The following is a 26812-nucleotide window of genomic DNA, read 5'->3' on the forward strand; positions in this document are numbered from 1 at the left end:
GCTGGCCGACTTTCTAGGGCTCAGCCCCGCGCGGGGTGCTCGCCCTCCAGGTGATCGATGCCAGGCATCCATGAGTCGTCCGGCTTCCCCCATCCGCTCTTCTTGATGGCCTTCTGGATCGCCTTGGCGTGCACGTGCTCGAGCCGGTCGGCGTAGAGCACTCCGTCGAGGTGGTCGTATTCGTGCTGGAAGATGCGCGCCAGCCATCCCTCGGCGACGATCTCGAACGGTTCCTGATCAAGATCCACCGCTCGCAGAATCACCCGTTCCGCGCGACGAAGCGGAAAGCGCTCGCCTGGGATCGACAGGCATCCTTCGCTCTCCTCGTCATCATCGGCGGGCCCTAGGTCGAGCGGACTCTGCCAGAGCTCGGGGTTGATCGCAACGCCGCGGCGCAGGTAGCCGTCTTCGTCTTCCCAGCCGTAGACGAACAGGCGAAGACCGACGCCGACCTGCGGCGCGGCCAGCCCGACACCCGGCGCCTCATCCATCGTCTCGAACATGTCGTCGACCAGCCGGCGGAGCTCGTCATCGAACCGTTCGACGGGCTTTGCGGGCGTGTGCAGGACTGGATTTCCGGTGATCACGATCGGGAGAACGGCCATCCGTCAAGGATATCGGCGGCGCAGCGGGTAGATTTCTAGGGTGATCGGGCAGCTCGAGGTGGTGACGCTCACGCCGTATCAAGCGCTCGGAATCCCAATCGCGCTGCTCGGCGGCGTGTTCTTGGCACTCGGGGCCCAGTTCCAGCATCGCGGCGTGCACAAGGTCGAGGACCGCCTCGGCTCGGGGCAGAAGGCGGGACTGTCGATCGCCCAGGTGCGGGCGCTGCTCATGCGTCCTTCGTGGGTGGTGGGCACCGTCATGCTCGGGCTCGCAATCGTGCTGCAGTTGGTGAGCCTCGTATTCGCGCCCCTGATCGTCGTGCAGCCCCTCGGCGTCATCGCGCTCGTCATCACTGCGGTGGTGAACGCACGCATCAGTCGCCTCAAACTCGATCACAAGTCGATCGTCGCGATCGCACTGTGCGTCGGCGGGATCGGTCTGTTCGTGACCGTGGCCGCGCTCACTGCCACTGAGCGCCCCATCACGGCTGGTCAGCTCACGACGATCCTCGCGATCCTCGCGGGAGTGATCGTTGTGTACTCGATTGTGTTCGTCGTCTTGCGCCGGCGGATGCGGGCGGTCTCGTACATCATCGCCGCCGGCGTGATCTATGGCTTCGTCGCTACCTTGGCGAAGGTCGTGCTCAACCGGCTGGTCAACGGAAACTTCGAAGGACTCACGCTGTTCGCCGTCGCGATCCTGATCGGCGGCACGGCCCTCGGGGCATATTTCGTGCAGAACGCGTATGCCGTCGGATCGCCCGACCTCGTGATCGCCGGGCTCACCGTGATCGACCCCATGGTCGCCGTGGCGATCGGTGTGATCGTGCTCGGCGAGGCCGCAACCGCGCCACTGTGGGCCTCCGCACTATTCGTGAGTGCGGCGGTGACCGCCATCATCGGAGTATTCAGGCTCGCGAAACACCATCCTCAAACGCACCGTTGACGCGGCCTGCGGTAGCCTTGCGGAGGGTTGTTCACCACCACGCCCAGACGAACAGGAATTGCCTGAGTTGCCTGACGATACCGATACGAAACCGATGCGCATCCTGATCGGCGCCGACACATTCGGCCCAGACGTGAACGGTGCCGCCAAGTTCGCGGAGCGCCTCGCTGCCGGTCTCGTGGCCCGCGGTCACGAGGTGCATGTGATGGCGCCTTCGGCCGACTCCCGGTCAGGGACGTGGACCGAAGAGCACGAGGGTGCGACGCTCGTCATGCACCGGCTGAAGAGCTGGCGCTGGTATCCGCACCCGTGGCTGCGGTTCGCCCTGCCTTGGAGGATCGTCAAGAACAGTGCGCGAGTGCTCGACGAGGTGAAGCCCGACGTGGTTCACTTCCAGTCGCACTTCGTTGTCGGCCGCGGGTTGTCGATCGAGGCGCGCGAACGGCACATCCGGGTGATCGGCACCAACCACACGATGCCCGAGAACATGATGCAGTTCACGCTGGTGCCGAAGATCTTCCACAAAATCTTCCTGAAGGCCGCGTGGTCGGCAGTGCGGAACACCTTCGAGCGCGCGGATGCGATCACGACCCCTACTCGTCGTGCCGCCGACTTCTTCGAGCAGTCGACCGGGTTCACCGGCGTTCATGCCATCTCGTGCGGTCTGCAGGTCTCGAACTACACGCCGAACCTCGAGCCTCGAGACGAGAAGGTCGTGCTCTTCGTCGGCCGGATCGAGGCAGAGAAGAACCTCGACGAGTTGCTCAAGGCGTTCGCGTCGATGGACCCCTCGATCGGGGCCAAGCTCGAGCTCGTCGGTCACGGCGACCAGGTGAAGCACTTGGAAGACCTCGCGGTGAGCCTGGGAATCCGAGATCGCGTGCACCTCGCCGGACGGGTCTCCGAGGAGTACCTGAAGGAGCAGTTGCGCCGCGCGAGCGTCTTCGCAATGCCGTCGATCGCCGAGCTCCAGAGCATCGCGACCATGGAGGCGATGGCTTCCGGGCTGCCCGTCGTGGCGGCGGACGCCATGGCGCTGCCCCATCTCGTGCACGATGGCGAGAACGGTTACCTGTACCAGCCGGGCAACATCGAAGAGTTCGCACAACGCCTCACCGATGTGCTCACCGCCAGTGATCGCGAGCGTGAGCGCATGCAGAAGCACAGCCTCAGAATCGTCGCCGCGCACGACATCGACCGCACGATCGACACGTTCGAGAGACTGTATCGTGGTGAAACGGTGACCGACCCGGTCACCGATCTGGCACCGGAGCGCGAGAGCGACGAGGCCGGAGCGGGGCGGTAGCTCAGCTGGTTAGAGCAGCGGACTCATAATCCGTCGGTCACGGGTTCAAGTCCCGTCCGCCCTACCAATGATTGCGGGCGAGTTAGGGTGTCTTGCTGGATAGTCGCAGAAGCGAAAACACTCCAAGTGTCGGCGGGTCGCGACAGGATCGGCCCATGGCGCAGGTTCAGGACGGGCTCAATCAGACACAGGCCTTCGCGCTCATTTTCGAGACGACCTCAACGCGGAACTTGCTCGGATACGGTCTCTGGGCGCTTCGGAATGCGCGTTTCTGGGAGACGACGCGCGATCCAATCCTCACGATGCTTTCTATCGGCGTCGAGAAGTTGCTGAAGATGTCGCTCGGGCTGACACACGTTGCGGAGGAGGGCGAGTGGCCTCCACTCGCGACCTTTCGGGACACTTGGCGGCACAACATCGTCACCATGCATGACTCGCTCATGCAGACCATACGGCGACGACTGCCGAAAGCCACCCATCGTGCCTCCGTCGAGTCACAACTGCTTAGAGTCGAGAACGACCCGGTGCTTCCTGCGCTAATGGCGGCGCTGTCGCGCTATGGGCAGAACGGGCGTTTCTATCATCTCGATGAACTTGCGCTAAGTCCGCAGACCGGCGAAGACCCCGGTCACATGTGGAGCGAGGCAGAGAACATCGCGCTGCGGCTCGACCCTGCCATGAAGGCGAAGTTCGAGGCCGCGTCCGGCAATCCTGACCCGAAGGTATTCGACGCCTTCGTGCACGAGTTGGAGGCGCGCCTGGCAGCGTCGATCGAACGTTGGTGGGACATCGTCGCGCTCGCTGGTAAGCACGGCATCCTCGGTGAGCGCGGCAAGGGTTGGGGCTCCGACGTCGAGAAGTCGATGGTCGGCCGCCAGATTCGTGAGGGCTGAATGCTTCGCGCGTGACTGCGAGAAGCCCTCCGACTCTCGCGAGGTCGGAGGGCTGCTTGCTCTTGCCTAGACCGGGGTCGGCGAGAGCATCGGCTCTACTGCCTTCCACGTGTCGGCGGTTCGGGCGCTCTACTGAATCAGTGATTAGAACCGACAGACCCGCAGCGAGAGCGCCCGCCAAGCGCTGCCGTCAGCCCTCGAAAGAGACGTTGCCTCGGCACGCCATTCCGGGGCTCGGCACCATCGCTTTCAGCCCCGCCTTCACGTACATCCCGTAGTTCTGCACGTGTCCGCCCGTGACGAAGTCATCCGGGATGTTGGGCTGGTTCTCCTGGTCGTCAGGCAAGTCACGCCCTGAGAACGCACACGCTGAACTCGCCTTGTGGGCGCCCGGGATCGGGTCACCGTTGCCGTTGATCTCTCCTGCTTGTGCTGCTGCCGCACCGCCGAGGGCAAGTCCGAGCGCGACTAAGCAGCTGATGGCCATTCGTTTCATCGGTTCTTCTTCCTGATCGGGTCGGCCTCGTAGCGCTGAACCACGCCCGGTGGGCCGTCATTGAGCGCACCCTACGCTCAGAGGCGGGCTGCGAACAGGCCGATTGGCCGTCTCGAGCCGCGACGTTTCTCGCCTGCAGCGGTAGTTGATGACTGACGCACGACAACAGGGAACTCTGAACCGGCGCTGCTACTCTCGGACGCAAGGCGCGTCACTCGGCGCGTCAGCTGGCGCAACGCCGACCCGCTCATCCAGCGGCTATCCCGGCGTCGCTCGCCTGCTCGTTCATCGACGTCAACCGCACACGATGTTCAAGGGGGCCATTTGTACCAAGAGATCGAAGACTCGCTGCGAAGCGCGCTCAACGGCGGCCCGATGCCGCGCTCCGAAGCGCCAGTCGCACTCGCGCAGCGCACCGACATCGTTCGCGAAGGGCGCAGACTGGCGTTGGCGGGGCCGCCGATCAACCGCCATGACGCGATGGTGGCAGATCTCGCGCTCGTCCGAGGCGCTCTCGAGCGGGTCTCGATCGACTATCTCCTCGTCCGAGGCGATGACGATCGGCCAATCATCGCGGTCGACCGCTCCAGGAGGCAGGAGCTGGAGCGGCAGTTGGCGAGCGAGTTCGCGGCCGAGCCGTTCTATGCACGGCTCGATGGCGACAAGCGGTCGGAGCGATTGCTTGCGCTCGGCCGACTGCCCGGCGACGAGGAAGACGAGCTGTTCCTGTTGTACCGCAGGCGCACCAGATCGTCCCGCGCGGCCTGGCGAATCGGCGAAGCCGCGGTGCGCCTAGAGCTGTGGTCGTTCAGTGAGACCGAGATCCTTGCTCCACGGCCGAACGCTCTCACCCGGCGTCGCATCGATCGTCGGGATGCGGTCATGACCACCGTCGACCGGGACGGGTACGCCTGGCCGACCTTCGCCGGTATGTTCGACGACCACGTCGATGACGTCGATTTTCCGATCGACATCGTGTTCTCTTGGGTCGACGGCTCCGATCCCGAATACCTTGCCGAGCGGTCTCGATACCTTGCACAGCACCAACTGAACCCGGCGGATGCCGGCGCGACCCGGTACCGCCAGATCGATGAATTGAAGTACGCCCTTCGAAGCGTGAAGGCCTTCGCGCCATGGGTTCGGCGCATCTTCATCGCCACCGACTCGAAGCCGCCGGCCTGGCTCGACACCGAGCACCCGGACGTCACCGTCGTGCGAAGCGAGGAGTTCTTCGCCGATACGAGCGTGCTGCCGACCTACAACTCGCATGCGGTCGAGTCTCAGCTGCACCGCATCCCCGGGCTCTCAGAGCATTTCCTCTACTCGAATGACGACATGTTCTTCGGGCGCCCTGTCTCGCCCTCCATGTTCTTCTCGCCAGGTGGCATCACGCGGTTCGTCGAGGCGACGGTCCGCATCGGCCTCGGAGACACGCACCCTGACCGAACCGGGCACGACAACGCGATGCGGGTGAATCGAGCGCTGCTGCGCAAACGCTTCGGCAGAACCATCACCCGGCACCTCGAGCACTGCGCAGTACCGATGCGCAGGAGCGTGATGCGCGAACTCGAGACGGCGTTTCCTCAGGACTTCGCTCGAACAGCCGCCTCACGCTTTCGTTCGCCCACCGATATCTCCGTGACGAACTCCCTCTACCCGTACTACGCCCTGCTCACCGGGCGCGCGCTGCAGCAGCCCGACGCACGGGTCCGATACGTGGAGACGACGCTCGCCTCGACCCCGTCTGCCTTGAACGGGCTACGCAGAGGGCGACGCTTCGATATGTTCTGTCTGAACGACGGCAGCGAGCCCGAACTCGACGAATCGACGCGCGTGGAGCTCGTGACCAGCTTCCTGGACCGGTACTTTCCAGTCCCCGGACCGTGGGAACGGCAGCTCGAAGCCTCGACCGCCACAACTGCCTGACCACCAGGTCGGCGGTGCTGCGCTTGTCTCGAACCCGGCATGAAGGCTGGTGCAGGCGATACTGGGCAGCGCCTACGTCAGGTGCCCGCGCCGACCAGGTCGAGCGGTCGAGTCATGGTGTCTTCGCCACCGTGCCGGGTAGCGGCGCGCGACCGTGCCGTGGCGGACTCGGGAATGCGCAGGCCCAGTTCACGCAGCCGGCGCTCGCTCTCCTCCGCATCGACGTAGGCAAGGGCCTCGGTCTGCTCAAGGGGCACGACCGCGTGGAGCACAGTCTGAGGGTAGACCTGCACGAGGTTGAACGACCTCGCGCCAGCCCGGCTGCGAGTGCCGCCTTCGGGCACGAGAAGATCCTGGGTGTAGCAGCTCGCTGAAGCGACGGAGACCGGGATGCCTGCGAACGTCGCAGTCGACGAGTAGTGCAGATGCCCGGCGAGGATCGTCCGCACGTCCGTCCCTTGGACCACTTCGGCCAGTCGGGCCTGATCCCTCAACTCGACCGAGACCGCGAGGTCGAGCAAGCTCGGTACCGGCGGGTGGTGCATCACGAGGATCGTGCCGTCGATGGCAGGAGTGCGGAGCTCCTCCGCAAGCCACTCCAGTTGCTCGTCCGAGAGCTCGCCGTGATGGTAGTCGGGCACCGTGCTGTCGAGCGTGATCACGCGGAGCCCATCCAGGTGGTCGACCCGGTAGACGGGCGAACTCGCGGCATCCGCCGACTCACTGTTGAGGTCTTCGCCGAGCAGGCCCACCCGGAACGCGACGCGCTCGTCATGGTTGCCCATCGCCCAGATGACCTTCGCTCCCAGGCGCTCCGCCACCGGGTCGACGAGCGCGCGGAGGCGCTCGTAGGCTTCCGGTTCACCGAGGTCGGCGAGGTCGCCCGTGAAGATCAGCGCATCGGGTCTTCGCCCGGTCGACTCGAGCGCCTCCAGCAACTCGCGAAGGTGCTCCTCGCTGTCGACCGAGCCGTAGAGCTTTCGATCGCCACCCAGCAGATGGGTGTCGCTGATGTGTACCAGTGTGTGATCGGGCCGCGGATATTCGGCCTCACGCAGGGACATGACGAACATGGAACCAGACGTTCTTGGCCGAATCATGAACAAATGCCGCATGTCTCGGTAACGACTCGGAAACGACGTCGCATCGCACGCGCCTAACCTGGGGTGGTGACGATTCCGACCCATGAACGCGAGACGGTGCCGCGCTTCAGCCGTGACGTGTACGTGCTCGCGATGATCGCGTTCTTCGTGATGGTCGGTTTCGGCGTCGTGATCCCTGTGCTCCCCGTGTTCGTGCGGACGTTCGAGGTGGGCTACCTCGAGGTCGGCATGGTCGTCTCGGCGTTCGCGCTCATGCGCCTCCTCGCGAGTCCCTTCGTCGGTCGCATGATCGACCGGACGGGGGAGCGGATCATCCTGTCGCTGGGAATCGGTATCGTCGCCATCTCGACGGCCTTGACCGGGCTCGCCAACTCCTATCTGGAAGTGCTGCTCATGCGGGGCGCTGGCGGCATCGGTTCGGCCATGTTCTCCATCTCGGCGATGTCTCTGCTGATCTCTGCATCGCCGCCCAGCATGCGCGGCAGGGCGGTGGGCATGTATCAGGGCGGCTTCCTCATCGGAGGGATGGCGGGGCCCGCCGTGGGCGGTTTGCTCGCGGCGATCTCGATCCGAGCGCCGTTCTTCTTCTACGCGGGCACTCTCGTGGTCGCTGGTGCCGTCGGGCTCGTACTGCTTCACCGCGGCGACGGAGCCGGTCGCGGTGGGGCTGCCAGCGGCATCCTGCCGATGCGAGTCGTGCTCCGCGATCAGCGCTATCGGGCTGCGCTCATCGCCAACTTCTCATCGGGCTGGGCGAGCCTCGGCGTGCGTTCGGCGCTCATCCCGGTGCTGGTGGTCGAGGTGCTGCACAAGACCGAGCTCTGGACAGGCATCGCGCTCGCGGTCGCCGCTGTCGCGCAGACCGCGATGCTGTGGCCTGCGGGAAGGTTCGTCGACAAGGTCGGCAGGCGCCCTGCGATCGCCATGGCCTTCGCAGTGGGTGCTCTGTGCATGGCATTCATGCCCTTCGCCAGCGAGATCTGGCAGTTCATCGCCCTGCTGTGCGTCTACGGTGCGGCAGCAGCCTTCATGGGTACAGCGCCTGCGGCAGCGGTGGGCGACGCTGCCGGCGGACGCGGCGGTCAGCCTGTCGCGGTGTTCTCGGCGACATCCGACATCGGTTCGATCCTCGGCCCGCTCGTCGTCGGGGTTCTCGCCGACGCGGTCTCGTTCCCGGCGGCGTTCGCCACGGCAGTGCTGTTCCTGCTCGTGACGGCCGGCTACGCCGCATTCCGGATGCCGTCGGAGCGAGAGGTCGTGCGCCGATCGGAGTCGGCAGGCGACTGAGCCGTTCGGCCCTGCTACTCGGCGGCGGCGAGCTGGCCGCAGGCGCCGTCGATCTCTTTGCCGCGGGTGTCTCGAAGAGTGGTGGGGATGCCGTTGGCCAGCAGGGTCTCGACGAACTGCTGTTCGACCTCGCGCTCTGACGAGGTCCAGATCGACCCGGGCGTGGGGTTCAGCGGAATCGGGTTCACATGCACCCACCCGCGGCCGCGGGCGTTGAGCTTGTCGGCGAGAAGTTGCGCGCGCCAGGCATGGTCGTTCATGTCTTTGATGAGCGCGTACTCGATGCTCACGCGGCGGCCGGTCTTCTCGAAGTACTCGCGGGCCGCATCCAGAGCTTCGTCGACCTTCCAGCGAGTGTTGACCGGAATCAGCTCATCGCGCAGTTCATCGTCGGGCGCATGCAGGGAGAGGGCGAACGTGACGGGAAGCGACTCGTCGGTCAGCTTTCGGATCGCGGGCACCAGGCCGACCGTCGACACCGTGATGTTGCGCGCCGACATGCCGAGGCCCGCGGGCGCGGGGTCGACCATACGGTGCACGGCCGCCATCACTCGCTTGTAGTTGGCAAGCGGTTCGCCCATTCCCATGAACACGATGTTGCCGACGCGGGTCGGTCCGTCCGTGCCGCGGCCACCGCCCAGCTCGCCGGCAGCGATCACGCGGTTCGCCTGCACCACCTGGTCGACGATCTCGGCGGTCGAGAGGTTCCGGGTGAGCCCGGCCTGACCGGTAGCGCAGAATGGGCAATTCATGCCGCATCCTGCCTGTGAAGAGACGCACAGGGTGATCCGGCCGGGGTAGCGCATGAGCACCGACTCGACGAGCGCTCCATCGAACAGGCGCCACAGGAACTTGATGGTGTCGCCGCGATCGGTGCTGAGCCGCTTCACTTCGGTGAGCAGAGTCGGGAACAGTTCGCCGACGAGTTCCGACCGTCCGTCTTTCGGCAGGTCGGTCATGCGTTCCGCGTCGGCCGTGTAGTGCTCGAAGTAGTGCTTCGACAGCTGCTTCGCACGGAATCCCGGCAGGCCCAACTCAGAGACCTTCGCCTGGCGTTCCTCGAGTGACAGGTCGGCGAAGTGCTGCGGCGGCTGCTTCACGCGCGGAGAGGCGAAGCGCAGCATGGGGCGGCCATCGGGCCCCATCGGCTGCACCCATCCCTCGGGGGTTGGGCGCACCTGCGGGCGCGGCGCCGTCGTGCTCGGAAGGGCTTGGGCGGGCATGGAGTCCATGGTCTCATGCGACGCCCTGGGGCAGCCTGCGAGAGGAGCCCCACCTGAGAGGAGCGTCTGCGGAGTGGATGTCGGCGGCCCACGGCAGACTTGTCTGGTGCAGATCGTGCTCGAACAACTCGACGGCGGCGCGATCGGGGCGACCGAGATCGACGGCACGGGCAACGAGAAGGCCATCGAGAGGGTGGCCCGCGAGCAACTGCCCGCCTTCGTGGCGGCGCGCGAGCACGCGGGGCGCGGGGAAGCGGCATCCGAGCCAGTGGTATCCGAGCAACGAGCAGACGCCCAACCGCCACGGTGGGTCTGGGACGACACCGCCGTCTGGTACCCCGAGTTGCTGCGGGCCGGCGTGACGATCGAGCGCTGTTTCGATCTGCGCCTCACCGACGCGCTGCTTCGCAACAGCCCGCACACCGCCGCGGGCTACTCGGCACTGCCTGCGGTGCAGCAACGACGTCACCACGACAGCGCGGATGCCGCGCTCTTCCACCTCGAGCAACCGGCACCGCCGTCCATGGCGCCCGTAGCCGCACTCCAGCGCCAGCAGAGCGCGCTCGAGACATCGCCTGCCGGTCTGCGCCTGCTGGTGGCAGCCGAGTCCGCCGGCGCGCTGGCAGCGGCGGAGATGGGTCACGCGGGTCTTCCCTGGCGGCGCGACGAGCACGAACGACTGCTTGCGTCGATGCTGGGCGCCCGCCCTGCCGAGGGCTACCGCCCCGAGCGCCTCGAGCGACTCGCTCTCGCGGTGGCTGATGCGCTCGGCGCGCCGACCATCAACCTGGATTCGCCGGCAGAACTGCTTCGCACCCTGCGCTCTGCTGGACTCGCGGTCGAGACCACGCGCTCGCATGAGCTGCAGCGATTGCGGCATCCCGCCATCGCGCCACTGCTCGAGTACAAGACGCTCTCGCGTCTCTGGTCGGCCAACGGTTGGCACTGGCTCGATCAGTGGGTGCACCAGGGCCGCTTCCACCCCGTCTTCGTTCCCGCGGGAGTCGTCTCGGGCCGCTGGTCCAGCGAGGGCGGGGGCGCGCTGCAACTGCCCGCCGTGGTGCGTTCCGCGGTGCGAGCGGACGAGGGTTGGAAACTCATAGTCGCCGACGCCGCGCAACTCGAGCCACGTGTACTGGCGGCGATGTCAGGCGACTCCGCCATGGCTCGCGCCTCTTCCAGTGGAGACCTCTACCAGGGCATGGTCGACGTCGGAGCTGTTGAGACAAGAGCGCAGGCGAAGTACGGGATGCTCGGCGCCATGTACGGCGGCACTACGGGGGAGAGCGCGAAGGTTCTTCCGCGAATTGCCCGTGCGTTTCCCCGCGCCATCGGTTTCGTCGAGGCGGCGGCTCAGCGCGGAGAGCGAGGGATGCCGGTGAGCAGCCTCCTCGGCCGCGGTTCGCCCGAGCCGAGCGAGGCGTGGCGCGAGTTGCAGGCTGCGGCATCCGCCGAGTCGCCCGATCCGGTCACGGTGAGACGCGCGCGCTCCGCGGCGCGCTCGCAGGGGCGGTTCACGAGGAATTTCGTCGTGCAGGCGACTGCGGCGGAATGGGCGCTCGCATGGATCGCGCTCCTGCGCGGTGCCTTGCGCCAGCGGTACGGTGCCGATCACACGACGTCGCCGCACCTGGTCTTCTTCGTGCACGACGAGTTGATCGTGCACGCTCCCGCACACCACGCGGAGGATGTGCGCGAGCTCATGCATCGAACCGCTGCGGATGCCGGGAGGCTCCTGTTCGGAGAATCAGCGGTGGCGTTCCCAGTGAATGCGGTGGTGGTCGACGGCTACGACGAGGCGAAGTGAGCCCGGCGCCGTCCACGCTTCGGCCGGTCGGCACGGAACTCCCACGCCTTGGCGGGAGGCAGTTCGCTCAGCCAGCGCAACGCCGCTTCACCGAGGATCCGTGTCGCCCCTGATGCGAGGCCGCTCGCCTCTGCGCCCTGCGTGATCCAGAGCGTTCGATAGCCGCGCACCAGCGCGGGCCAATCAGCGCCAGGGATCGAGCGGGCGAGCAGCACCTGCTGCACCATCGAGTCCCAGGAGGGACCATCCGGCGAGGTCAGCCACGTGGCTGCCTCGATCTGGCCGAGCTCGGTGAGCTCATACAGCGGCAGGCCGTCGTCGGTCGTGCCGGCATCCTTCACCAGCTCATCGCGGCGCAGCCGGTCGAGCGTCGCATAGATCTGACCTGAGTTGATCGGGCGATCGCGGCCGGTTCGCTCCATCAACTCGGCCTGCAACTGGTGGCCGTAGGCAGGGCCGAGACTCAGCACGGCGAGCAGCGCGGAACGCGTGGACATGAGCAGACTGTATCGCGCCAATGCCGCACGGCACAGCGTGTGACACACGCCAGCGCATTGAGACCGAGGGAATGACATGCTTGTGATTCGCTCTGAGATCAGCGATAATGCTCGTCAGTCGCAATAACTCCGGCTCTACCGGTCGATGGGGAAGTCGCATCGGAGGAAATGGAGTGAAAGTGGCTGCTGCAACCGCACGCGGAGTGATTTACGTTCACTCTGCGCCTCGCGCGCTCTGCCCGCACATCGAGTGGGCCGCAGGGCGCGCCCTTGGTCGTGCCATCAACTTCGACTGGATAGATCAGCCGGCGCTGAAGCGCGCCCTTCGCACCGAGTTCAGCTGGGAGGGCGCCGCCGGCACCGGCGCCCGGCTCGCCTCGGCGCTACGCGGATGGGAGCACCTGCGCTACGAGGTAACCGAGGATGCCAGTCACGGAGCGGACGGTGGGCGATGGATGCACACCCCTGATCTCGGCATCTTCCACGCGCAGCTCGACTCAGCAGGCAATGTGGTCGTGCCCGAGGACCGCGTTCGCGCGGCGATGGAGGTCGCCGGCTCGAACGCGCTCGAACTGCACCGCGAACTGCGGCTCGCCCTGGGGCAGGCGTGGGACGACGAGCTGGAGCCGTTCCGCCACGCGGGTGAAGGCAGCCCCGTGGTCTGGTTGCACAAGGTCGGTTGAATCCGGCCTATAGCCCGGCGGCTGATCGCTTGGCCTGCGCGGACCGTAACCGCTGGACGCTGGCTGCCCGGTGCAGCGGCGGGTGGCTGACCACCCGCCGCCTTCGCGAGCGATCGGTCAGCGGTAGTCGCGGAACGCCACCACGGCGTTGTGACCGCCGAAGCCGAAGGAATTGCTGAGCGCGAGCTGCGGCCCGTCACCGAGCGCCCGAGGCGAGGTCACCACCTCGAGCGGGATCTCCGGGTCCTGGTCGTCGAGGTTGATCGTCGGGGGAGCGGTGCGCTCCTTCAGGGCGAGCACGGTGAAGATGGCTTCGAGCGCTCCGGTGCCGCCGAGCAGGTGCCCGGTAGCAGCCTTGGTTGCCGACACCGCAATGTTCGAGGTGTGATCGCCGAAGATGCGACGGATGGCGTTGTACTCGGCGATGTCGCCGACCGGGGTGCTGGTCGCGTGCGCGTTGATGTGCGTCACATCGCTGGGCTTTGCACCGGCGACCTCGATTGCAGCCTTCATCGCGCGAGCAGCGGCCGACCCCTCGGGGTCAGGCGCGGTGATGTGGTACGAGTCACTGGTGACGCTGCCGCCTGCGAGCTCCGCGTAGATGCGGGCTCCTCGGGCGAGAGCGTGCTCTTCGGTCTCGAGCACGAGCGCACCGGCACCTTCGCTGAGCACGAAACCGTCGCGGTTCACGTCGTAGGGCCGTGATGCGGATGCTGGATCGTCGTTGCGGCGCGAGAGAGCCTGCATCGACGCGAAGGCAGCGATCGGCAGGGGGTGCACGACAGCTTCCGTGCCGCCGGCGATGACGACGTCGGCGAGACCCGCCTGCAAGTGCTCATACGCGTTGACGAGCGCCTCGGTGCCTGAGGCGCACGCGGACACCACGGTTCGGGCATATGCCCGTGAGGGAATGCTCATGCTGATCGCGGCGGCCGCGGCGTTCGGCATCAGCATCGGGATCGTCATCGGCATGACGCGACGAGGCCCCTTCTCCTTGAGCGTGTCATACGCGTCGAGGAGGGTCCAGAGACCGCCGATGCCCGTCGAGTAGTCGACACCGACGCGCACAGGGTCGACGTCAGGCGCCCCGGCATCCGCCCAGGCCTCCCGCGCTGCCACGAGCGCGAATTGGCTCGAAGGATCGAGGCGCTTCGCCTCTGGGCGCTCGAGCACTTCGGCCGCGGGAACGCGCGCCTGGCCGGCGAACGTTACAGGGAGCTCGTACCGCTCGACCCACTCCGCTTCGATGGCGCGGATGCCGGACTCGCCAGCGAGCAGCGCGCGCCAACTGTCGGGCGAGGTGCCGCCCAGCGGAGTAGTCGCGCCGATACCGGTCACGACGATCTTCTTCGAGGTCATTTCAACGACTCCAGGTGGTCACAACAAGGGGGAACCGGACGGGGCCGATGGGGGCTCGCGCCCCCACCGGTCGAAACATCAGCCCTGCGCGTTGACGATGAAGTCCACGGCATCGCCGACGGTCTTGAGGTTCTTCACCTCTTCGTCGGGGATCTTGACGTCGAACTTCTCTTCAGCGTTGACGACGATGGTCATCATCGAGATCGAGTCGATGTCGAGGTCGTCGGTGAACGACTTGTCGAGCTCGACGGTCTCGACGGCGATGCCAGTCTCGTCGTTCACGAGTTCCGCCAGACCGGCGAGAACTTCATCCTTGGACAATGCCATTGGTTATCTCCTTGGGGGTGTCGTTGTGACCGAGGGACAGTTTACGGAAGAACGACGACCTGAGCGCCGAACACGAGGCCTGCACCGAAGCCGATCTGCAGCGCAAGGCCGCCGCTGAGCTCGGGATGCTCGTCGAGCAACCGGTGCGTGGCCAGGGGGATCGACGCGGCCGACGTATTGCCGGTCGTCTCGATGTCACGGGCGATCACGACGCTCTCCGGCAGCTTCAACTGCTTCGCGAACTCGTCGATGATGCGCATGTTCGCCTGGTGGGGGATGAATGCCGCGAGGTCATCGGCTGTCACCCCGGCCACCTCGAGCGCGCGCTTGGCTACCTTCGCCATGTCCCACACCGCCCAGCGGAAGACCGTCTGGCCCTCCTGGCGAAGCGTGGGCCACTGGGCGTCGCCGTCGCGGTAGTCGACCAGCGTCGCGTTCATGCCCACGGCGTGCGCTTTGGAACCGTCCGAGCCCCAGACCGGCGCTGCGATCCCGGGGAACTCGCTCGGACCGATCACTGCGGCGCCCGCGCCGTCGCCGAGCAGGAACGAGATCGAGCGATCGGCGGGGTCGACGATGTCCGAGAGCTTCTCAGCGCCGATCACGAGCGCGTAGTGGGCGGCACCGCTGCGGATGAGCGCATCGGCCTGGGTGACCGCGTAGCTGTACCCGGCGCACGCCGCGTTCGTGTCGTACGCGGCGGCGGGGTTGGCGCCCACGCGGTCGGCGACCACCGCCGCCATGGACGGGGTCTGCTGCACGTTGCTGATGGTGGCCACGATCACGAGATCGATCTTCTCGGCGGGCACGCCCGACCGTTCGATCGCCTCTCGCGCTGCGTCGGTCGCGAGGTCGAGAGCGAGGATGCCTTCCGACGCGCGTGTGCGCGTCACGATGCCCGTGCGCTGTCTGATCCACTCGTCGCTGGAGTCGATGGGGCCGATCAGGTCGTCGTTCGGAACGATCTGGTCGCCGCGGGCCGCTCCGTACGCGTAGATGCGCGTGAATGGCACGCCGGTGGACTGTATGAGCGTCGGGGAATTCATGCGTCAATCATCTCGTAGGCCGCTGCGAGGTCGTCCGGCGTCTTGATCGCCACCGACGGCACTCCCTTGAGCCCCCGCTTCGCCAGGCCGACAAGCGCACCAGCCGGCGCAAGCTCGATGATCCCTGTCACGCCATCGTTCGAGAACTGCTCCATGACGAGGTCCCAGCGCACAGGAGACGACACCTGCCCCACGAGGAGATCGAGGAACCGGGCACCGGATGCCACGGGGCTGCCGTCGCGGTTCGTCCACAGCGTGATTCGGGGGTCAGCCGGGGTCAGCGTCTCTGCCACCTGAGTGAGTCGTTCGACGGCGGGGGCCATGTACCGGGTGTGGAACGCGCCCGCCACTTGCAGGGGAATGATCCGCGCGCCGGCCGGAGGCTCGGCCTTCAGCGTCTCCAGCGCGCCGAGCTCGCCTGCAGCGACGATCTGGCCGCCGCCGTTGTAGTTGGCGGGTTCGAGTCCCAGCTCGTCGAGACGCGACGTGACGACGTCCTGGTCACCCCCGAGCACGGCGCTCATGCCTGTCGGCACGGCTGCTGCAGCCTGCGCCATTGCGCGGCCCCGCTCGGCGACGAACCGCATCCCGTCGGCTTCGCCGAGCACGCCGGCGCCGATCGCCGCAGTGATCTCGCCCACCGAGTGTCCGGCGATGCCGCCGATCCTCGAGTCGCGGCCATCACGGAGCAGCGCCGTCAGGGTCAGGACACCCGCGGCCACGATGAGGGGTTGGGCTACGGCCGTGTCTTTGATCGTCTCGGCGTCCGACACCGTGCCGTGCTCGACGAGGTCGAGGCCCGCAGCATCCGAAAGGCGCCGCAACTGCTCTTCGAATCGGGGATCGGAGAGCCAGGGCTCGAGAAAACCGGGGGTCTGAGAGCCCTGTCCGGGCGCGAGGACGACAATCACCGAACCAGTCTTGCAATCGAGCCGTGGTGTCCTCGGTGAACGTTCCACAAAATAGCGCCGAAACGTTTGTCGTTTGTCGACTACCCGCGGCCCGAAGGTCCTCGCTGTGCGGCGCGCTTACCGGGCTCGGCGCGAGGGCCGTCAGGCTCGGCGATCGAACCGAGCACGAGCGCGGTCTGCAGGATGAGCGCCTCTCGCGACCCGGTCGCGTCCCACCCGATCACCTCGCTGATGCGCTTCAGCCGGTACCGCACAGTGTTGGGGTGCACGAACAGCTCTCGCGCGGTTGCCTCGAGCGAGCGGCCGTTGTCGAGGTAGCACCAGAGCGTGGTGAGCAGCTCCGTCGAGTGGTTCTTGAGTGGGCGATAGATGCGCCCGACGAGGGCCGACCGTGCGATCGGGTCGCCGGCGAGCGCTCGCTCCGGCAGAAGGTCGTCCGCATGCGTCGGGCGCTGTGCGTTTCGCCACGCGCGCGCGACCGCGAACCCTGCGAGCGCGGCCTTGGCGCTCTTCGAAGCGTCGACGAGTCCGTCGACCTCGGGCCCCAGCACGAGGTACCCTTCGCCGAAGCTCGGCTCCAACTGGCGGGCGATGTCGATGAACGCCACGAGTTGGCTGTCGTCGCGCTCTTCGCTCGCGGGTTGCGCCCGCCCGATCACGACCACCAGCCGATTGCCTTGTACACCGATCAGCAGGTCGGCGTCGAGGTGCCGCGCTGTGCGCCTCAGCTGGTCGACATCCAGCATGCGCGGCGCCGTGCCGACGAGCACGCTCACCTCGCCGTGGCCATTCCAGCCGAGCGCGGCGATGCGGCTCGGCAACTCATTGTCGTACTCGCCGCTCAAGATCGAGTCGACGACGAGCGCCTCGAGGCGTGCGTCCCAGAGCCCACGCGCCTCGGCCGCGCGAGCGTAGACGTCTGCCGCCGAGAAGGCGATCTCGCGCGAGTAGAGGAGCACCGCCTCTCGCAGTTCATACGGGCTGTCGTTGACGCGTTCCTCAACGACTTCGACCACGACGCGGATCAGTTGCAGAGTCTGTTGAAGACTGACGGAACGCAACAGCTCGCGCGGAGCCACTCCGAATACATCGGCCGCGATCCATGGCGTGGTCGACGGATCGTCGTACCAGGAGATGAACGAGGTGATTCCCGCCTGGGCGACGAGCCCGACGGCCGAGCGCCGCCCTGGAGGCATGTCGCCATACCAGGGCAGCGTCTCGTCGAGGCGTTTCAACGTCGCGGTCGCGAGCTCGCCGGAGATCGCCCGGAGCCAGGAGAGCGTCTGCTCCTTCGACTTCGCCGGCGTCACCGTCAGCTCTCGCCGCCCGTGTTCCCGGTTGTGCCGGCGGTGACGTCGTGCAGGCGGTACTTCTCGATCGCCCGTGCCGGCACTGAAGCGTCGATCTCGCCGCGTCGCGCGAGCAGTTCGAGGGCGCGGACGACCATCGAGGGGCCGTCGATCTTGAAGAACCGTCGAGCCGCAGCGCGGGTGTCCGCGAATCCGAACCCGTCAGCGCCCAGCGTGGCGAAGTCGCCCGGTACGAACTGTCGGATCTGGTCGGGAACGGCGTGCATGTAATCCGTCGTTGCGATGAACGGTCCCTCGGCGCCCTTCAGCTTCGCGGTGATGTACGGCACCTTCGGCTCCGCTTCGGGCTTGAGGAAGTTGTGCTCCTCGGCTGCCAGACCATCGCGGCGCAGTTCCGTCCACGAGGTCACCGACCAGACATCCGCCGACACGCCCCAGTCGTCCTGGAGCAGTTGTTGCGCTTCGAGAGCCCACGGCACCGAGACCCCGGAGGCGAGCAGCTGAGCCTTCGGGCCTTCCGCGTCGTTCTTCTTCAGCAGGTAGATGCCGCGGAGCAGGCCGTCGACGTCGAGCCCGTCCGGTTCGGACGGCTGCACGATCGGCTCGTTGTAGACCGTGAGGTAGTAGATGACGTTCGGGTCCGGGTGGGCGCCGCCGTACATCCGCTCGAGCCCCGCGCGCATGACGTGAGCGATCTCGTAGCCGTAGGCGGGGTCGTACCAGACCACCGCAGGGTTCGTCGACGCGAGCAGCGGCGAGTGGCCGTCCGCGTGCTGGGTGCCTTCGCCTGTCAGCGTGGTCTTGCCGGCGGTCGCACCGATGAGGAACCCGCGCGTCAACTGGTCAGCAGCAGCCCAGATGGCGTCGCCGGTGCGCTGGAATCCGAACATGGAATAGAACACGTAGATGGGAATGAGCGGCTCGCCGTGCGTCGAGTACGACGACCCGACCGCGGTCATCGCTGCCACCGCGCCGGCCTCGTTGATGCCGACATGCATGATCTGCCCCTGCGGGCTCTCCTTGTAGGCGAGCAGCAGTTCGCGGTCGACCGAGGTGTAGTTCTGGCCGTGCGGGTTGTAGATCTTCGACGTCGGGAAGTACGCATCCATCCCGAAGGTCCGTGCCTCGTCAGGGATGATCGGCACGATTCGGTGACCGAAGTCCTTCGAGCGCAGCAGGTCCTTCAGCAGTCGCGCGAAGGCCATGGTGGTGGCCGCCTCGTGCTTGCCCGATCCCTTTCGAGCGGAGTCGTAGGTCGCCACCTCCGGCAGGGTGATGTGCGTGTACTTCGAACGACGCTCCGGCGTGAAGCCGCCCAACTGGCGGCGGCGCTCACGCAGGTAATCGATCGCCTCGTCGTCGGGTCCCGGGTGGTAGAACGGGGCCAGGTAGGGGTTCTCCTCGAGCTGCGCGTCAGTGATCGGCACTCGCATCTCGTCGCGGAACCGCTTGAGGTCGGGAAGTGTGAGCTTCTTCATCTGGTGCGTCGCGTTCCGGCCCTCGAACGAGGCGCCGAGCCCGTAGCCCTTGATCGTCTTGGCGAGGATCACGGTCGGCTTGCCGGTCTGCTCCATGGCGGCCTTGAACGCGGCATAGACCTTGCGATAGTCGTGGCCGCCGCGCCGCAATCCCCAGATCTCGTCGTCGCTGTAGTCCTTGACGAGCTCGAGCGTGCGCGGGTCTCGGCCGAAGAAGTTCTCGCGCACGAAGGCGCCGCTCTCGGCCTTGTACGTCTGGTAGTCGCCGTCGGGCGTCACGTTCATCAGGTTCACCAGGGCGCCGTCGTCGTCGCGGGCGAGGAGCTCGTCCCACTCCCGGCCCCAGATGACCTTGATGACGTTCCAGCCGGCACCGCGGAAGAAGCTCTCGAGCTCCTGGATGATCTTGCCATTGCCGCGCACCGGGCCGTCGAGCCGCTGCAGGTTGCAGTTGACGACGAACGTGAGGTTGTCGAGTCCCTCGTTCGCTGCCCACTGCAGCGCGCCACGGCTCTCGACCTCATCCATCTCGCCATCACCGAGGAACGCCCACACGTGCTGCTGCGAGGTGTCCTTGATGCCGCGGTTGTGGAGGTACCGGTTGATCTGTGCCTGCCAGATCGCGTTGATCGGGCCGATGCCCATCGACACGGTCGGGAACTGCCAGAACTCGGGCATCATCCGCGGATGCGGGTATGAGCTGATTCCGCCGCCGAAGTGCGACTTCTCCTGGCGGAAGCCGTCGAGGTCTTCCTCCGTCATCCGGCCCTCGAGGAAGGCGCGGGCGTACATGCCCGGCGAGGCGTGACCCTGGTAGAAGATCTGGTCGCCGCCGCCGGGGTGGTCCTGGCCGCGGAAGAAGTGGTTGAGCCCGACTTCATAGAGGGATGCCGACGAGGCATACGTCGAGATGTGGCCACCCACCGAGATTCCGGGCCGCTGTGCCCGGTGCACGGTGATCGCAGCGTTCCAGCGGATCCACCGGCGGTAGCGGCGTTCGATCTCCTCATCGCCGGGGAACTGAGCCTCGTTCTCGGGCGCGATGGTGTTGATGTAGTCGGTGACCGGCACCATCGGGACACCGAGCTGCAGCTCTTTCGAGCGCTTCAGCAGGTTCAGCATCACCTCGCGGGCGCGTCCACGCCCGTGGCTTGCGGCCACCGCGTCGAGCGACTCCCGCCACTCTGCGGTCTCCTCCGGATCCGAGTCGACGTAGTTGCTCGAATACGGATCCTGATCGTGTACAGCCACGTCTTCCTCTTTCTGGAGCTGACGGATAACCGGGTGGCCGCACGGAGGTTCGCTCACGCAAGGCGGCCAGACGACCCAGAGCCGAGTCTAGTTGCCGCTCCTGCGGCGGTCAGCAGCATCGCACTAGAGTGGCTGCCGCTGCACGCCGCCCCTTCGATAAGGACCTCCATGACGATCTCTTCGGCATCCGCTTCCGTCTCGACCGTGCCGGTTCCCGGGTCTACGGCACCCGACTTCTCGCTTGAGAACCAGTTCGGCGAGGTGGTGAGCCTTGCGGAGGTCCTAGAGAAGACGCCTGTTGTGCTCGTGTTCTTCCCCTTGGCGTTCACCGGCATCTGCACGCAAGAGCTCTGCGAACTGCGCGACAACCTCGCCCTCTTCGAGCACGCGGGTGCCACCCTTCTCGGCGTCTCGGTCGATTCGAAGGCGACACTGCGCGCCTTCGCCGACCGCGAGGGGTACGAGTTCTCGCTGCTCGCTGACTTCTGGCCGCACGGCGAGGTGGCGAGGCAGTACGGCGTGTTCCGCGATGACAGGGGGATCGCGACCCGCGGGAGCTTCGTCATCGGGCAGGACGGCCGGATCGTCTCATCGTTCGTCAACGAACCGGGCCAAGCACGGAGCTTCGAGGAGTACCAGGCGGCGCTCGCGCTGCTCGGCAGTTGATCGCCTTGTCGCCCCGGACGGTAGCCCGTTCCGCTCTGCCGTAACATTGTGCCGCCGGCCACCGCCGCCGGCTGGGGCCTTTAGCTCAGTTGGTTAGAGCGCCACGCTTACACCGTGGATGTCGGGGGTTCGAGTCCCTCAGGGCCCACAAGAGACGCGGGGTCACACGCCTGTCGCCGTTCGATCGCAAGCGGGGTTCCGGTTGGCACCCGCGTCTTCTTTGCGCTCCCACTCATGCGGTGTGCGCCGCGTGACGCCTTGATGCGAGTTCGCCGGAAGCCCCCTACTGCGCGAGCGGTGAAGTGGTTACCGTGGTGCCACACCGATCGCGGTGTGCGGTCGATGCCGAGGCGAATCCCGAAGGGACGCTCATGGCTGGATGGAACGCGGACACGCTTGCACGCCCGGCAGGCAAGGGCGCAGTGACGATCGTCGAGGGGTCGTCGTTCTGCATCTCGGCGGCGAATGGCGACATGGTTCCGACGCTGCCGCACGGAGTGTTCGTGCGCGACACCCGCCTCGTCTCGCGCTGGACCCTGTTAGTCGACGGGATGCCTGTGGAGTCGCTCGCCGCGATGACGCCCGACCCGCACCGCGCGGTCATGGTAGGCCGAGCGGCACATGTCCCAGGGCAGGCCGACACGCCGATCATCGTTGAACGCGACCGGCGCTTGGACGGGCACCTCAATGAACTCGTGACACTCCGCAGCTTCTCGAGAACCGAACTGAGGTGTCGTGTCGAAGTCCTCTTGGAGGCTGACTTCGCCGACATCTTCGAGGTGAAAGAAGGCCGCGCAGCGGGAGTCGCACAGCCGAGGGTCCATGGGCCACGAGGACGGATGCTGATCGAGTCGACGTCCCACCCCGAGCGGTTGGGCCTCGAGGTGTCGGCGGCACGCTCGACCTTCGCCGCAGATCGGGTGGTCTTCGACGTCACGCTTCCGCCCCACGGCGTTTGGTCGGAGGAGATACGGCTCAACCCGACCCGATCGGGCGAGGAGATCACGTTCCGGCCGCACCAGGAGGGGATCGCGGACATGCTCTCCTCCTCTGAAAAATACTTGGATTGGCACGCCAGAATTCCGCGGCCCACGCTCGAAGATGGAGCGATCGAGAAGGTTCTCCTGCAAAGCCATCGCGACCTCGGCGCACTGCGGATCGAAGACCCCCTACACAGGGAGCGGCAGGTAGTCGCAGCGGGGGTGCCGTGGTTCATGGCGCTCTTCGGGAGGGATTCACTGCTCACGTCCCTTATGTCTCTTCCGCTCGATCCATCGCTAGCGCTCGGGACACTGCGCACGCTCGCGGAGCTGCAAGGCACTGAGACCGAACCTGCGTCAGAAGAGCAGCCCGGCCGCATCCTGCATGAAGTGCGTCTGGGCGCCACCACGAATCTCGCACTCGGCGGCCGCTCGGTCTACTTCGGTTCGATTGATGCGACTCCACTCTTTGTCGAGACCCTCGCCGAACTGGCTCGATGGGGTGGGCTCCCGGAGGAGCACGCCGACCTTCTGGCTGCGGCGGATCGGGCGATCGACTGGGTGGAGAAATTCGGTGACCGCGATGGTGACGGCTTCGTCGAGTACGCGAGGCTCAACGAGCACGGTCTGATCAACCAGGGCTGGAAGGACTCCTGGGACGGCATCAACTTCGCGGATGGCTCCCTGGCCGAGGCACCGATCGCCCTCTGCGAGGTGCAGGGCTATGTCTACTCGGCGTACCGCTCGCGGGCGGAACTCGCGAGCTTCGCCGGACAGTTGTCCCAGGCTCGCGACCTCGAGCAGCGAGCTGCCGCACTCAAGGCAGAGTTCAACGCCCGATTCTGGCTTCCAGACCGGGGATACTTCGCGATCGCGCTCGACAACGACAAGCGTCCGGTCGACGCGTGCGCTTCAAACATGGGCCATTGTCTTTGGAGCGGCATCGTCGACGACGATAAGGCAGCGCAAGTGGCAGAGAGGCTGCTGTCGCGGGAGATGTTCACCGGGTGGGGGATCCGAACACTCGCCTCCGACATGGGTGCCTACAACCCCGCCAGCTACCACAACGGCTCCGTTTGGCCGCACGACAACGCGATCATCGCGGCCGGCCTCATGCGCTACGGGTTCGTCGAAGAAGCACAGCGCGTCATCTACGCGCTGTTCGAGGCAGCGGAGCGGTTCGACTCCCGTCTGCCCGAGCTGTTCTGCGGGTTCGATCGCAGCGAGTATGCCGAGCCGGTGCCCTATCCGGCATCCTGCTCGCCACAGGCTTGGGCCGCGGCAGCACCCATCATGATGATGCGCACGCTGCTCCGGTTCGATCCCTGCCTGCCGCGGAAGGAGGTCTGGCTTGCACCGACCGTGCAGGAGACTCTGGGCGCGGTGCAGTTGCGGGATATCCCTCTGGCGGGGTCTCGCGTGTCGCTTGAGGTGTCCGGCCGCGGCGTATCGATCACCGGCGTGCCGGATGGTTTGACCCTGCGCCGCGAGCCTCGTCCACGTGCGTTCGGCATGGCAGGTGGCACGCGATCATGAAGATCGGCATCATCGCGCCGCCCTGGATTCCGATCCCTCCGCCCGCCTACGGGGGCATCGAGTACTTCATCGACCTGCTGGCACGGGAACTCGCCGCAGCAGGTCACGACGTGGTGCTCGCGGCATCGGGTGACAGCACCTGTCCTGTTCGGCGCCTGCCCGGCTTTCCGGCGGCCGACGCTGCCGGAATGGGCCATACGGCCCATGAGCTCTCGCATGTGCTTCGGGCATATGAGGCCGTGGCACATGTCGATGTCGTCGTCGACAACACGATCGCCGGCCCGGTGATCGCGCGGAGCGTGCGGCTCAGAGCCGGGGTGACGGTTGCTCATGGCGCGCTTGTGCCCCGGCTGCAGGAGATCTTCGCCGCGGCCGGAACCACCATGTCCTTCGTCGCGATCTCGCATCACCAGGCGTCCACAGCACGACAGTTTCGTTTCGCCGAGGTGATCCATCACGGCATCGATGTCGACGCTGTGCCCGTCGGCCCCGGCGGGGAAGAAGCCTGCTTCGTGGGACGGATGAGCCCGGACAAGGGCGTGGTGCAAGCGATCAGCGCAGCGAGGTCCGCCGGCATCCGCCTTCGTATTGCGGCCAAGATGCGGGAGGCGTCTGAGTGCGAGTACTTCGAGAGTGCCGTGCGGCCGTTGCTCGGCCCGCGCGTGGAGTACCTGGGTGAACTGAGCGCCTCGGAGAAGTTCGAGCTGATGGGCTCCTCGTGCGCCCTGCTCAACCCCATTCAGTGGGACGAGCCGTTCGGTCTCGCAATGATCGAATCGCTCGCCACCGGAACGCCTGTGGTCGCCACTGGCCGCGGGTCGGCACCCGAGATCGTCGTCGAGGGCGAAACCGGGTTCATCAGAGGCGACCCGGACGAGCTCGCAGAGGCCTTGCAGCGCGCTTCCTCGCTGGCGAGAAGTAGCTGCAGGGCGGATGCTCGCGTCCGCTTCAGCGGGCGACGCATGGCGTCCGACTACGCATCGCTGTTCGCTCGACTGACGGCGCGCCGAGACGACATGGATCCCTTCACCGAGGTGGATGCTGCCGGTGAGCTCGAGCCTCGCTCGTAGACTGGGCGGGTGCCCTATACCGCCGCCGAAGTGAACGCAGTGATCCATCGGCTGTGGCCGCTCGAGACGGCTGAGGCGTGGGACGCCCCGGGCTTCCTGGCAGGGTCACCCGACGAGCGGGTCGAGCACGTTCACCTTGCGGTCGATGCGGTCTCGGCAACCGTCGACGAAGCGCTTGAGCTGGGCGCCGATCTGTTGCTCGTGCATCACCCGCTGCTGCTCCGGGGCGTGACCTCAGTCAGCGAGGACCGCTACAAGGGCGCTCTCCTTGCTCGACTCATCCGAGGTGGTTGCGCGCTCACCGCCGCGCACACGAACGCCGACATCGTCGAGCGCGGTACATCGGCGATGCTCGCCGAGGCCCTCGGGCTCGTCGATACGCGTCCCATCGTCCCGTCAGCGGGGAGCCAGGACACCGGACTGGGGCGTGTTGGCACGCTGCCTGCGCCCATTGCGCTGCGCGAGCTGGCGCAGCGTGTGGCCTCGGCGATCCCCGTCACTCGTGCGGGCATCCGTGTCGCAGGCGACGCGACGCAGCCGGTGCGCACCGTCGCGCTCTGCGGCGGTGCCGGCGATTCGCTGCTCTCGCACCCGGCTGTCACCGCAGCCGACGTGTACATCACGGCCGATCTGCGACATCACCCGGCGTCAGAGGCACGGGAGCAGGCGATGATCGGCGGCGGACCGGCGCTGATCGATCTCTCGCACTGGGCGAGCGAGTGGCTGTGGCTGCCTGCCGCAGCCGAACAACTGAGGGCCGAACTCCCGCGAATCACCGTCACGATCAGCGAGCTGAGCACCGATCCATGGGATTTCGTCGTCGGCTCGACCGAGCACTGAACGCCACCCGGCCGCGTCACTGACGCGTCACCGCTGAAGCAACCGACCAGGAGGAGACCCGATGACGATCAAGGCGAGCCCCGATGAGCAGGCGCTGCTGCTCGACCTGCAGGCGAGCGACACGCGAGCGCAGCAGCTCAACCATCGCCTCAAGACCCTGCCCGAGCACGCCGAACTCGCCGAGGTGACGAAGCAGGGCGACGCGGTGCGCAGAACTCTCGCCGAGCGCGCCGGCGCGCTCGAAGACGCCGAGGCGGAACTGCGTCGATCCGAGTCGGATGTGGAACTCGTGGAGGCCCGGATCAAGCGTGATGAGGATCGGCTCCAGCAGACCCAGTCGGCCAAGGACGCCCAAGGGCTCGAGCATGAACTGGTGTCGCTGCGCAAGCGCCGTTCCGACCTCGAGGACATTGAGCTCGAGCTCATGGAGCGGGTCGACGCGCTGCGAGCGGAGCGGGATGCCGTGGCGACCGAGCTGGCGGCGGTTGATGCGCGTGCGGCCGAGGTGCGCGCGGCCCGTGATGCCGAGACCGCGCGCCTTCAGAGCGAACTGCAGCACGCGGCAGCCAACCGAGCCACCATCGCGAGTCGTGTGCCTGCTGAGCTGCTCGCGCTCTACGAGCGTCAGCGTGAACGGTACGGCTTCGGTGCCAGCCTCCTGCAGGGCGGCGTGACCACGGCCAGCGGTGTACGGCTCAACGAATCCGACATGGCGCAGATCCGCAATGCTGCACCCGACGACGTGCTGCTCTGCCCGGACTCGAACGCGGTCCTCGTGCGCACTGCGGAGTCAGGGCTGTGAGCCGCACGCTCATCATCGAGGCCGACGGCGGCTCGCGAGGGAACCCCGGGGAGGCGGGCTCGGGCGCGGTGGTCATTGACGGTTCATCCGGCGAGATCCTCGCAGAGCTCGGGCTCTATGTGGGTGTCGCCTCGAACAACGTCGCCGAGTACAAGGGCATGATCGCCGGAGTGACGCGCGCCCTCGCCATCGACCCGGATGCCGAGTTGCACGTGCGGATGGATTCGAAGCTCGTGGTCGAGCAGATGAGCGGGCGCTGGAAGATCAAGCATCCGGACATGGCGGAATTGGCTGCACAGGCCCGAGCACTGCTCATCGGCACACCCGTGCGCTTCGAGTGGATCCCGCGAGAGCAGAACTCTCGCGCCGACAAGCTCGCCAATCGCGCAATGGACCTCAGAGCCTCGTTCGACTGATCAGCGTTTCGCTCATCAGTGCTCGACTGATCAGCGCCTGACTGATCA

24 protein-coding genes and 2 tRNA genes are annotated in these 26812 nt (G+C 66.5%); 15 read left to right on the forward strand and 11 right to left on the reverse strand.

What is annotated here, in order from left to right:
- Positions 1 to 20: 20 nt before the first annotated feature.
- Entirely contained in the window at positions 21 to 605 is a 585-nt protein-coding gene (gene def / locus QF206_RS03105) for a peptide deformylase (protein ID WP_281487729.1), read from the reverse strand.
- Between the two features lie 40 nt (positions 606 to 645).
- Between def and QF206_RS03110 the strand changes: the two genes are divergently transcribed.
- From QF206_RS03110 to QF206_RS03125, 4 genes are all read left to right on the forward strand, one after another.
- Positions 646 to 1551 carry a DMT family transporter gene (locus tag QF206_RS03110; protein ID WP_281487730.1) on the forward strand — a complete coding sequence of 302 codons (906 nt, stop codon included), beginning with the start codon at positions 646 to 648 and terminating at the stop codon, positions 1549 to 1551.
- A 94-nt stretch (positions 1552 to 1645) separates the two neighbouring features.
- Positions 1646 to 2857, forward strand: coding sequence for a glycosyltransferase (locus QF206_RS03115; protein ID WP_281488116.1), 1212 nt, complete (start codon positions 1646 to 1648; stop codon positions 2855 to 2857).
- A tRNA-Ile gene (locus QF206_RS03120) sits at positions 2848 to 2924 on the forward strand. The genes QF206_RS03115 and QF206_RS03120 overlap by 10 nt, the downstream gene beginning before the upstream one ends.
- A gap of 88 nt (positions 2925 to 3012) precedes the next feature.
- A complete protein-coding gene (locus QF206_RS03125) occupies positions 3013 to 3750 on the forward strand; it encodes a hypothetical protein (RefSeq protein WP_281487731.1) in 738 nt (245 codons plus the stop codon).
- Positions 3751 to 3940: 190 nt separating this feature from the next.
- On the opposite strand, the gene QF206_RS03130 is transcribed toward QF206_RS03125, so the two are convergent.
- Positions 3941 to 4246 carry a hypothetical protein gene (locus QF206_RS03130; protein ID WP_281487732.1) on the reverse strand — a complete coding sequence of 102 codons (306 nt, stop codon included), beginning with the start codon at positions 4244 to 4246 and terminating at the stop codon, positions 3941 to 3943.
- Positions 4247 to 4570: 324 nt separating this feature from the next.
- Here QF206_RS03130 and QF206_RS03135 point away from each other — a divergent pair, with 324 nt between their 5' ends.
- The gene (locus tag QF206_RS03135; protein WP_281487733.1) at positions 4571 to 6172 is read left to right on the forward strand and encodes a stealth family protein; all 1602 of its coding nucleotides are present in this window, start codon (positions 4571 to 4573) and stop codon (positions 6170 to 6172) included.
- Positions 6173 to 6249: 77 nt separating this feature from the next.
- Here QF206_RS03135 and QF206_RS03140 read toward each other — a convergent pair whose 3' ends face one another.
- Positions 6250 to 7236 carry a phosphodiesterase gene (locus QF206_RS03140; RefSeq protein ID WP_281488117.1) on the reverse strand — a complete coding sequence of 329 codons (987 nt, stop codon included), beginning with the start codon at positions 7234 to 7236 and terminating at the stop codon, positions 6250 to 6252.
- Between the two features lie 105 nt (positions 7237 to 7341).
- On the opposite strand from QF206_RS03140, the gene QF206_RS03145 reads away from it, so the two are divergent.
- Positions 7342 to 8562, forward strand: coding sequence for an MFS transporter (locus QF206_RS03145; protein ID WP_281487734.1), 1221 nt, complete (start codon positions 7342 to 7344; stop codon positions 8560 to 8562).
- 14 nt (positions 8563 to 8576) lie between these two features.
- Here the strand turns inward: QF206_RS03145 and rlmN are convergent, their stop codons facing one another.
- Positions 8577 to 9785: a dual-specificity RNA methyltransferase RlmN gene (gene rlmN / locus QF206_RS03150; protein WP_281487735.1), complete on the reverse strand. Its 1209-nt coding sequence runs from the start codon at positions 9783 to 9785 to the stop codon at positions 8577 to 8579.
- Between the two features lie 106 nt (positions 9786 to 9891).
- Between rlmN and QF206_RS03155 the strand changes: the two genes are divergently transcribed.
- The gene (locus QF206_RS03155) at positions 9892 to 11592 is read left to right on the forward strand and encodes a bifunctional 3'-5' exonuclease/DNA polymerase (protein ID WP_281487736.1); all 1701 of its coding nucleotides are present in this window, start codon (positions 9892 to 9894) and stop codon (positions 11590 to 11592) included.
- Here QF206_RS03155 and QF206_RS03160 read toward each other — a convergent pair.
- The gene (locus QF206_RS03160) at positions 11574 to 12089 is read right to left on the reverse strand and encodes a PadR family transcriptional regulator (RefSeq protein WP_281487737.1); all 516 of its coding nucleotides are present in this window, start codon (positions 12087 to 12089) and stop codon (positions 11574 to 11576) included. The two genes, QF206_RS03155 and QF206_RS03160, sit on opposite strands and share 19 nt — an antisense overlap.
- A 179-nt stretch (positions 12090 to 12268) precedes the next feature.
- Here QF206_RS03160 and QF206_RS03165 point away from each other — a divergent pair, with 179 nt between their 5' ends.
- Positions 12269 to 12772, forward strand: a complete 504-nt coding sequence (locus QF206_RS03165; protein ID WP_281487738.1) for a DUF3145 domain-containing protein — start codon at positions 12269 to 12271, stop codon at positions 12770 to 12772.
- A 117-nt stretch (positions 12773 to 12889) separates the two neighbouring features.
- Here the strand turns inward: QF206_RS03165 and fabF are convergent, their stop codons facing one another.
- The 6 genes from fabF to aceE form a co-directional block, all read right to left on the reverse strand.
- The gene (gene fabF / locus QF206_RS03170; RefSeq protein ID WP_281487739.1) at positions 12890 to 14131 is read right to left on the reverse strand and encodes a beta-ketoacyl-ACP synthase II; all 1242 of its coding nucleotides are present in this window, start codon (positions 14129 to 14131) and stop codon (positions 12890 to 12892) included.
- 78 nt (positions 14132 to 14209) lie between these two features.
- Positions 14210 to 14458 carry an acyl carrier protein gene (locus tag QF206_RS03175; protein WP_281487740.1) on the reverse strand — a complete coding sequence of 83 codons (249 nt, stop codon included), beginning with the start codon at positions 14456 to 14458 and terminating at the stop codon, positions 14210 to 14212.
- A 41-nt stretch (positions 14459 to 14499) separates the two neighbouring features.
- Positions 14500 to 15504 (reverse strand): beta-ketoacyl-ACP synthase III, encoded by a 1005-nt coding sequence (locus QF206_RS03180; RefSeq protein WP_281487741.1) that lies wholly within the window; start codon positions 15502 to 15504, stop codon positions 14500 to 14502.
- Positions 15501 to 16415: an ACP S-malonyltransferase gene (locus QF206_RS03185; RefSeq protein ID WP_281487742.1), complete on the reverse strand. Its 915-nt coding sequence runs from the start codon at positions 16413 to 16415 to the stop codon at positions 15501 to 15503. Before QF206_RS03185 ends, QF206_RS03180 begins: the two co-directional genes overlap by 4 nt.
- An 80-nt stretch (positions 16416 to 16495) precedes the next feature.
- Positions 16496 to 17725 carry a PucR family transcriptional regulator gene (locus QF206_RS03190; RefSeq protein WP_281487743.1) on the reverse strand — a complete coding sequence of 410 codons (1230 nt, stop codon included), beginning with the start codon at positions 17723 to 17725 and terminating at the stop codon, positions 16496 to 16498.
- Between the two features lie 2 nt (positions 17726 to 17727).
- Entirely contained in the window at positions 17728 to 20454 is a 2727-nt protein-coding gene (aceE, locus tag QF206_RS03195; protein ID WP_281487744.1) for a pyruvate dehydrogenase (acetyl-transferring), homodimeric type, read from the reverse strand.
- A 168-nt stretch (positions 20455 to 20622) separates the two neighbouring features.
- On the opposite strand from aceE, the gene QF206_RS03200 reads away from it, so the two are divergent.
- The 7 genes from QF206_RS03200 to QF206_RS03230 all read left to right on the forward strand — a co-directional run bounded on the left by QF206_RS03200 (position 20623) and on the right by QF206_RS03230 (position 26764).
- A complete protein-coding gene (locus tag QF206_RS03200) occupies positions 20623 to 21120 on the forward strand; it encodes a peroxiredoxin (RefSeq protein WP_281487745.1) in 498 nt (165 codons plus the stop codon).
- Positions 21121 to 21194: 74 nt separating this feature from the next.
- A tRNA-Val gene (locus tag QF206_RS03205) sits at positions 21195 to 21268 on the forward strand.
- Positions 21269 to 21491: 223 nt separating this feature from the next.
- Positions 21492 to 23636: an amylo-alpha-1,6-glucosidase gene (locus QF206_RS03210; protein WP_281487746.1), complete on the forward strand. Its 2145-nt coding sequence runs from the start codon at positions 21492 to 21494 to the stop codon at positions 23634 to 23636.
- A complete protein-coding gene (locus QF206_RS03215; RefSeq protein ID WP_281487747.1) occupies positions 23633 to 24706 on the forward strand; it encodes a glycosyltransferase in 1074 nt (357 codons plus the stop codon). Before QF206_RS03210 ends, QF206_RS03215 begins: the two co-directional genes overlap by 4 nt.
- A gap of 9 nt (positions 24707 to 24715) precedes the next feature.
- On the forward strand, positions 24716 to 25546 hold the full coding sequence (locus QF206_RS03220; protein WP_281487748.1) for a Nif3-like dinuclear metal center hexameric protein: 831 nt from the start codon (positions 24716 to 24718) through the stop codon (positions 25544 to 25546).
- A gap of 61 nt (positions 25547 to 25607) precedes the next feature.
- Complete coding sequence (locus tag QF206_RS03225; RefSeq protein WP_281487749.1) at positions 25608 to 26348, forward strand: zinc ribbon domain-containing protein; 741 nt, start codon at positions 25608 to 25610, stop codon at positions 26346 to 26348.
- The gene (locus tag QF206_RS03230; RefSeq protein ID WP_281487750.1) at positions 26345 to 26764 is read left to right on the forward strand and encodes a reverse transcriptase-like protein; all 420 of its coding nucleotides are present in this window, start codon (positions 26345 to 26347) and stop codon (positions 26762 to 26764) included. The genes QF206_RS03225 and QF206_RS03230 overlap by 4 nt, the downstream gene beginning before the upstream one ends.
- Positions 26765 to 26812: the final 48 nt, after the last annotated feature.

Origin of the sequence: Ruicaihuangia caeni, from assembly GCF_029952955.1 — a bacterium.
In the GTDB taxonomy this organism is placed as follows: Bacteria; Actinomycetota; Actinomycetes; order Actinomycetales; family Microbacteriaceae; genus Ruicaihuangia; species Ruicaihuangia caeni.

Bases quoted from the DNA above. Each gene is read 5' to 3' on its own strand.
- QF206_RS03180 (WP_281487741.1), bottom strand. From the start codon at position 15,504: ATGAATTCCCCGACGCTCATACAGTCCACCGGCGTGCCATTCACGCGC.
- QF206_RS03215 (WP_281487747.1), top strand. From the start codon at position 23,633: ATGAAGATCGGCATCATCGCGCCGCCCTGGATTCCGATCCCTCCGCCC.
- QF206_RS03175 (WP_281487740.1), bottom strand. From the start codon at position 14,458: ATGGCATTGTCCAAGGATGAAGTTCTCGCCGGTCTGGCGGAACTCGTG.
- QF206_RS03140 (WP_281488117.1), bottom strand. From the start codon at position 7,236: ATGTCCCTGCGTGAGGCCGAATATCCGCGGCCCGATCACACACTGGTA.
- QF206_RS03125 (WP_281487731.1), top strand. From the start codon at position 3,013: ATGGCGCAGGTTCAGGACGGGCTCAATCAGACACAGGCCTTCGCGCTC.
- QF206_RS03210 (WP_281487746.1), top strand. From the start codon at position 21,492: ATGGCTGGATGGAACGCGGACACGCTTGCACGCCCGGCAGGCAAGGGC.
- QF206_RS03200 (WP_281487745.1), top strand. From the start codon at position 20,623: ATGACGATCTCTTCGGCATCCGCTTCCGTCTCGACCGTGCCGGTTCCC.
- QF206_RS03225 (WP_281487749.1), top strand. From the start codon at position 25,608: ATGACGATCAAGGCGAGCCCCGATGAGCAGGCGCTGCTGCTCGACCTG.
- QF206_RS03160 (WP_281487737.1), bottom strand. From the start codon at position 12,089: ATGTCCACGCGTTCCGCGCTGCTCGCCGTGCTGAGTCTCGGCCCTGCC.
- QF206_RS03130 (WP_281487732.1), bottom strand. From the start codon at position 4,246: ATGAAACGAATGGCCATCAGCTGCTTAGTCGCGCTCGGACTTGCCCTC.
- QF206_RS03115 (WP_281488116.1), top strand. From the start codon at position 1,646: ATGCGCATCCTGATCGGCGCCGACACATTCGGCCCAGACGTGAACGGT.
- rlmN (WP_281487735.1), bottom strand. From the start codon at position 9,785: ATGCCCGCCCAAGCCCTTCCGAGCACGACGGCGCCGCGCCCGCAGGTG.
- def (WP_281487729.1), bottom strand. From the start codon at position 605: ATGGCCGTTCTCCCGATCGTGATCACCGGAAATCCAGTCCTGCACACG.
- fabF (WP_281487739.1), bottom strand. From the start codon at position 14,131: ATGACCTCGAAGAAGATCGTCGTGACCGGTATCGGCGCGACTACTCCG.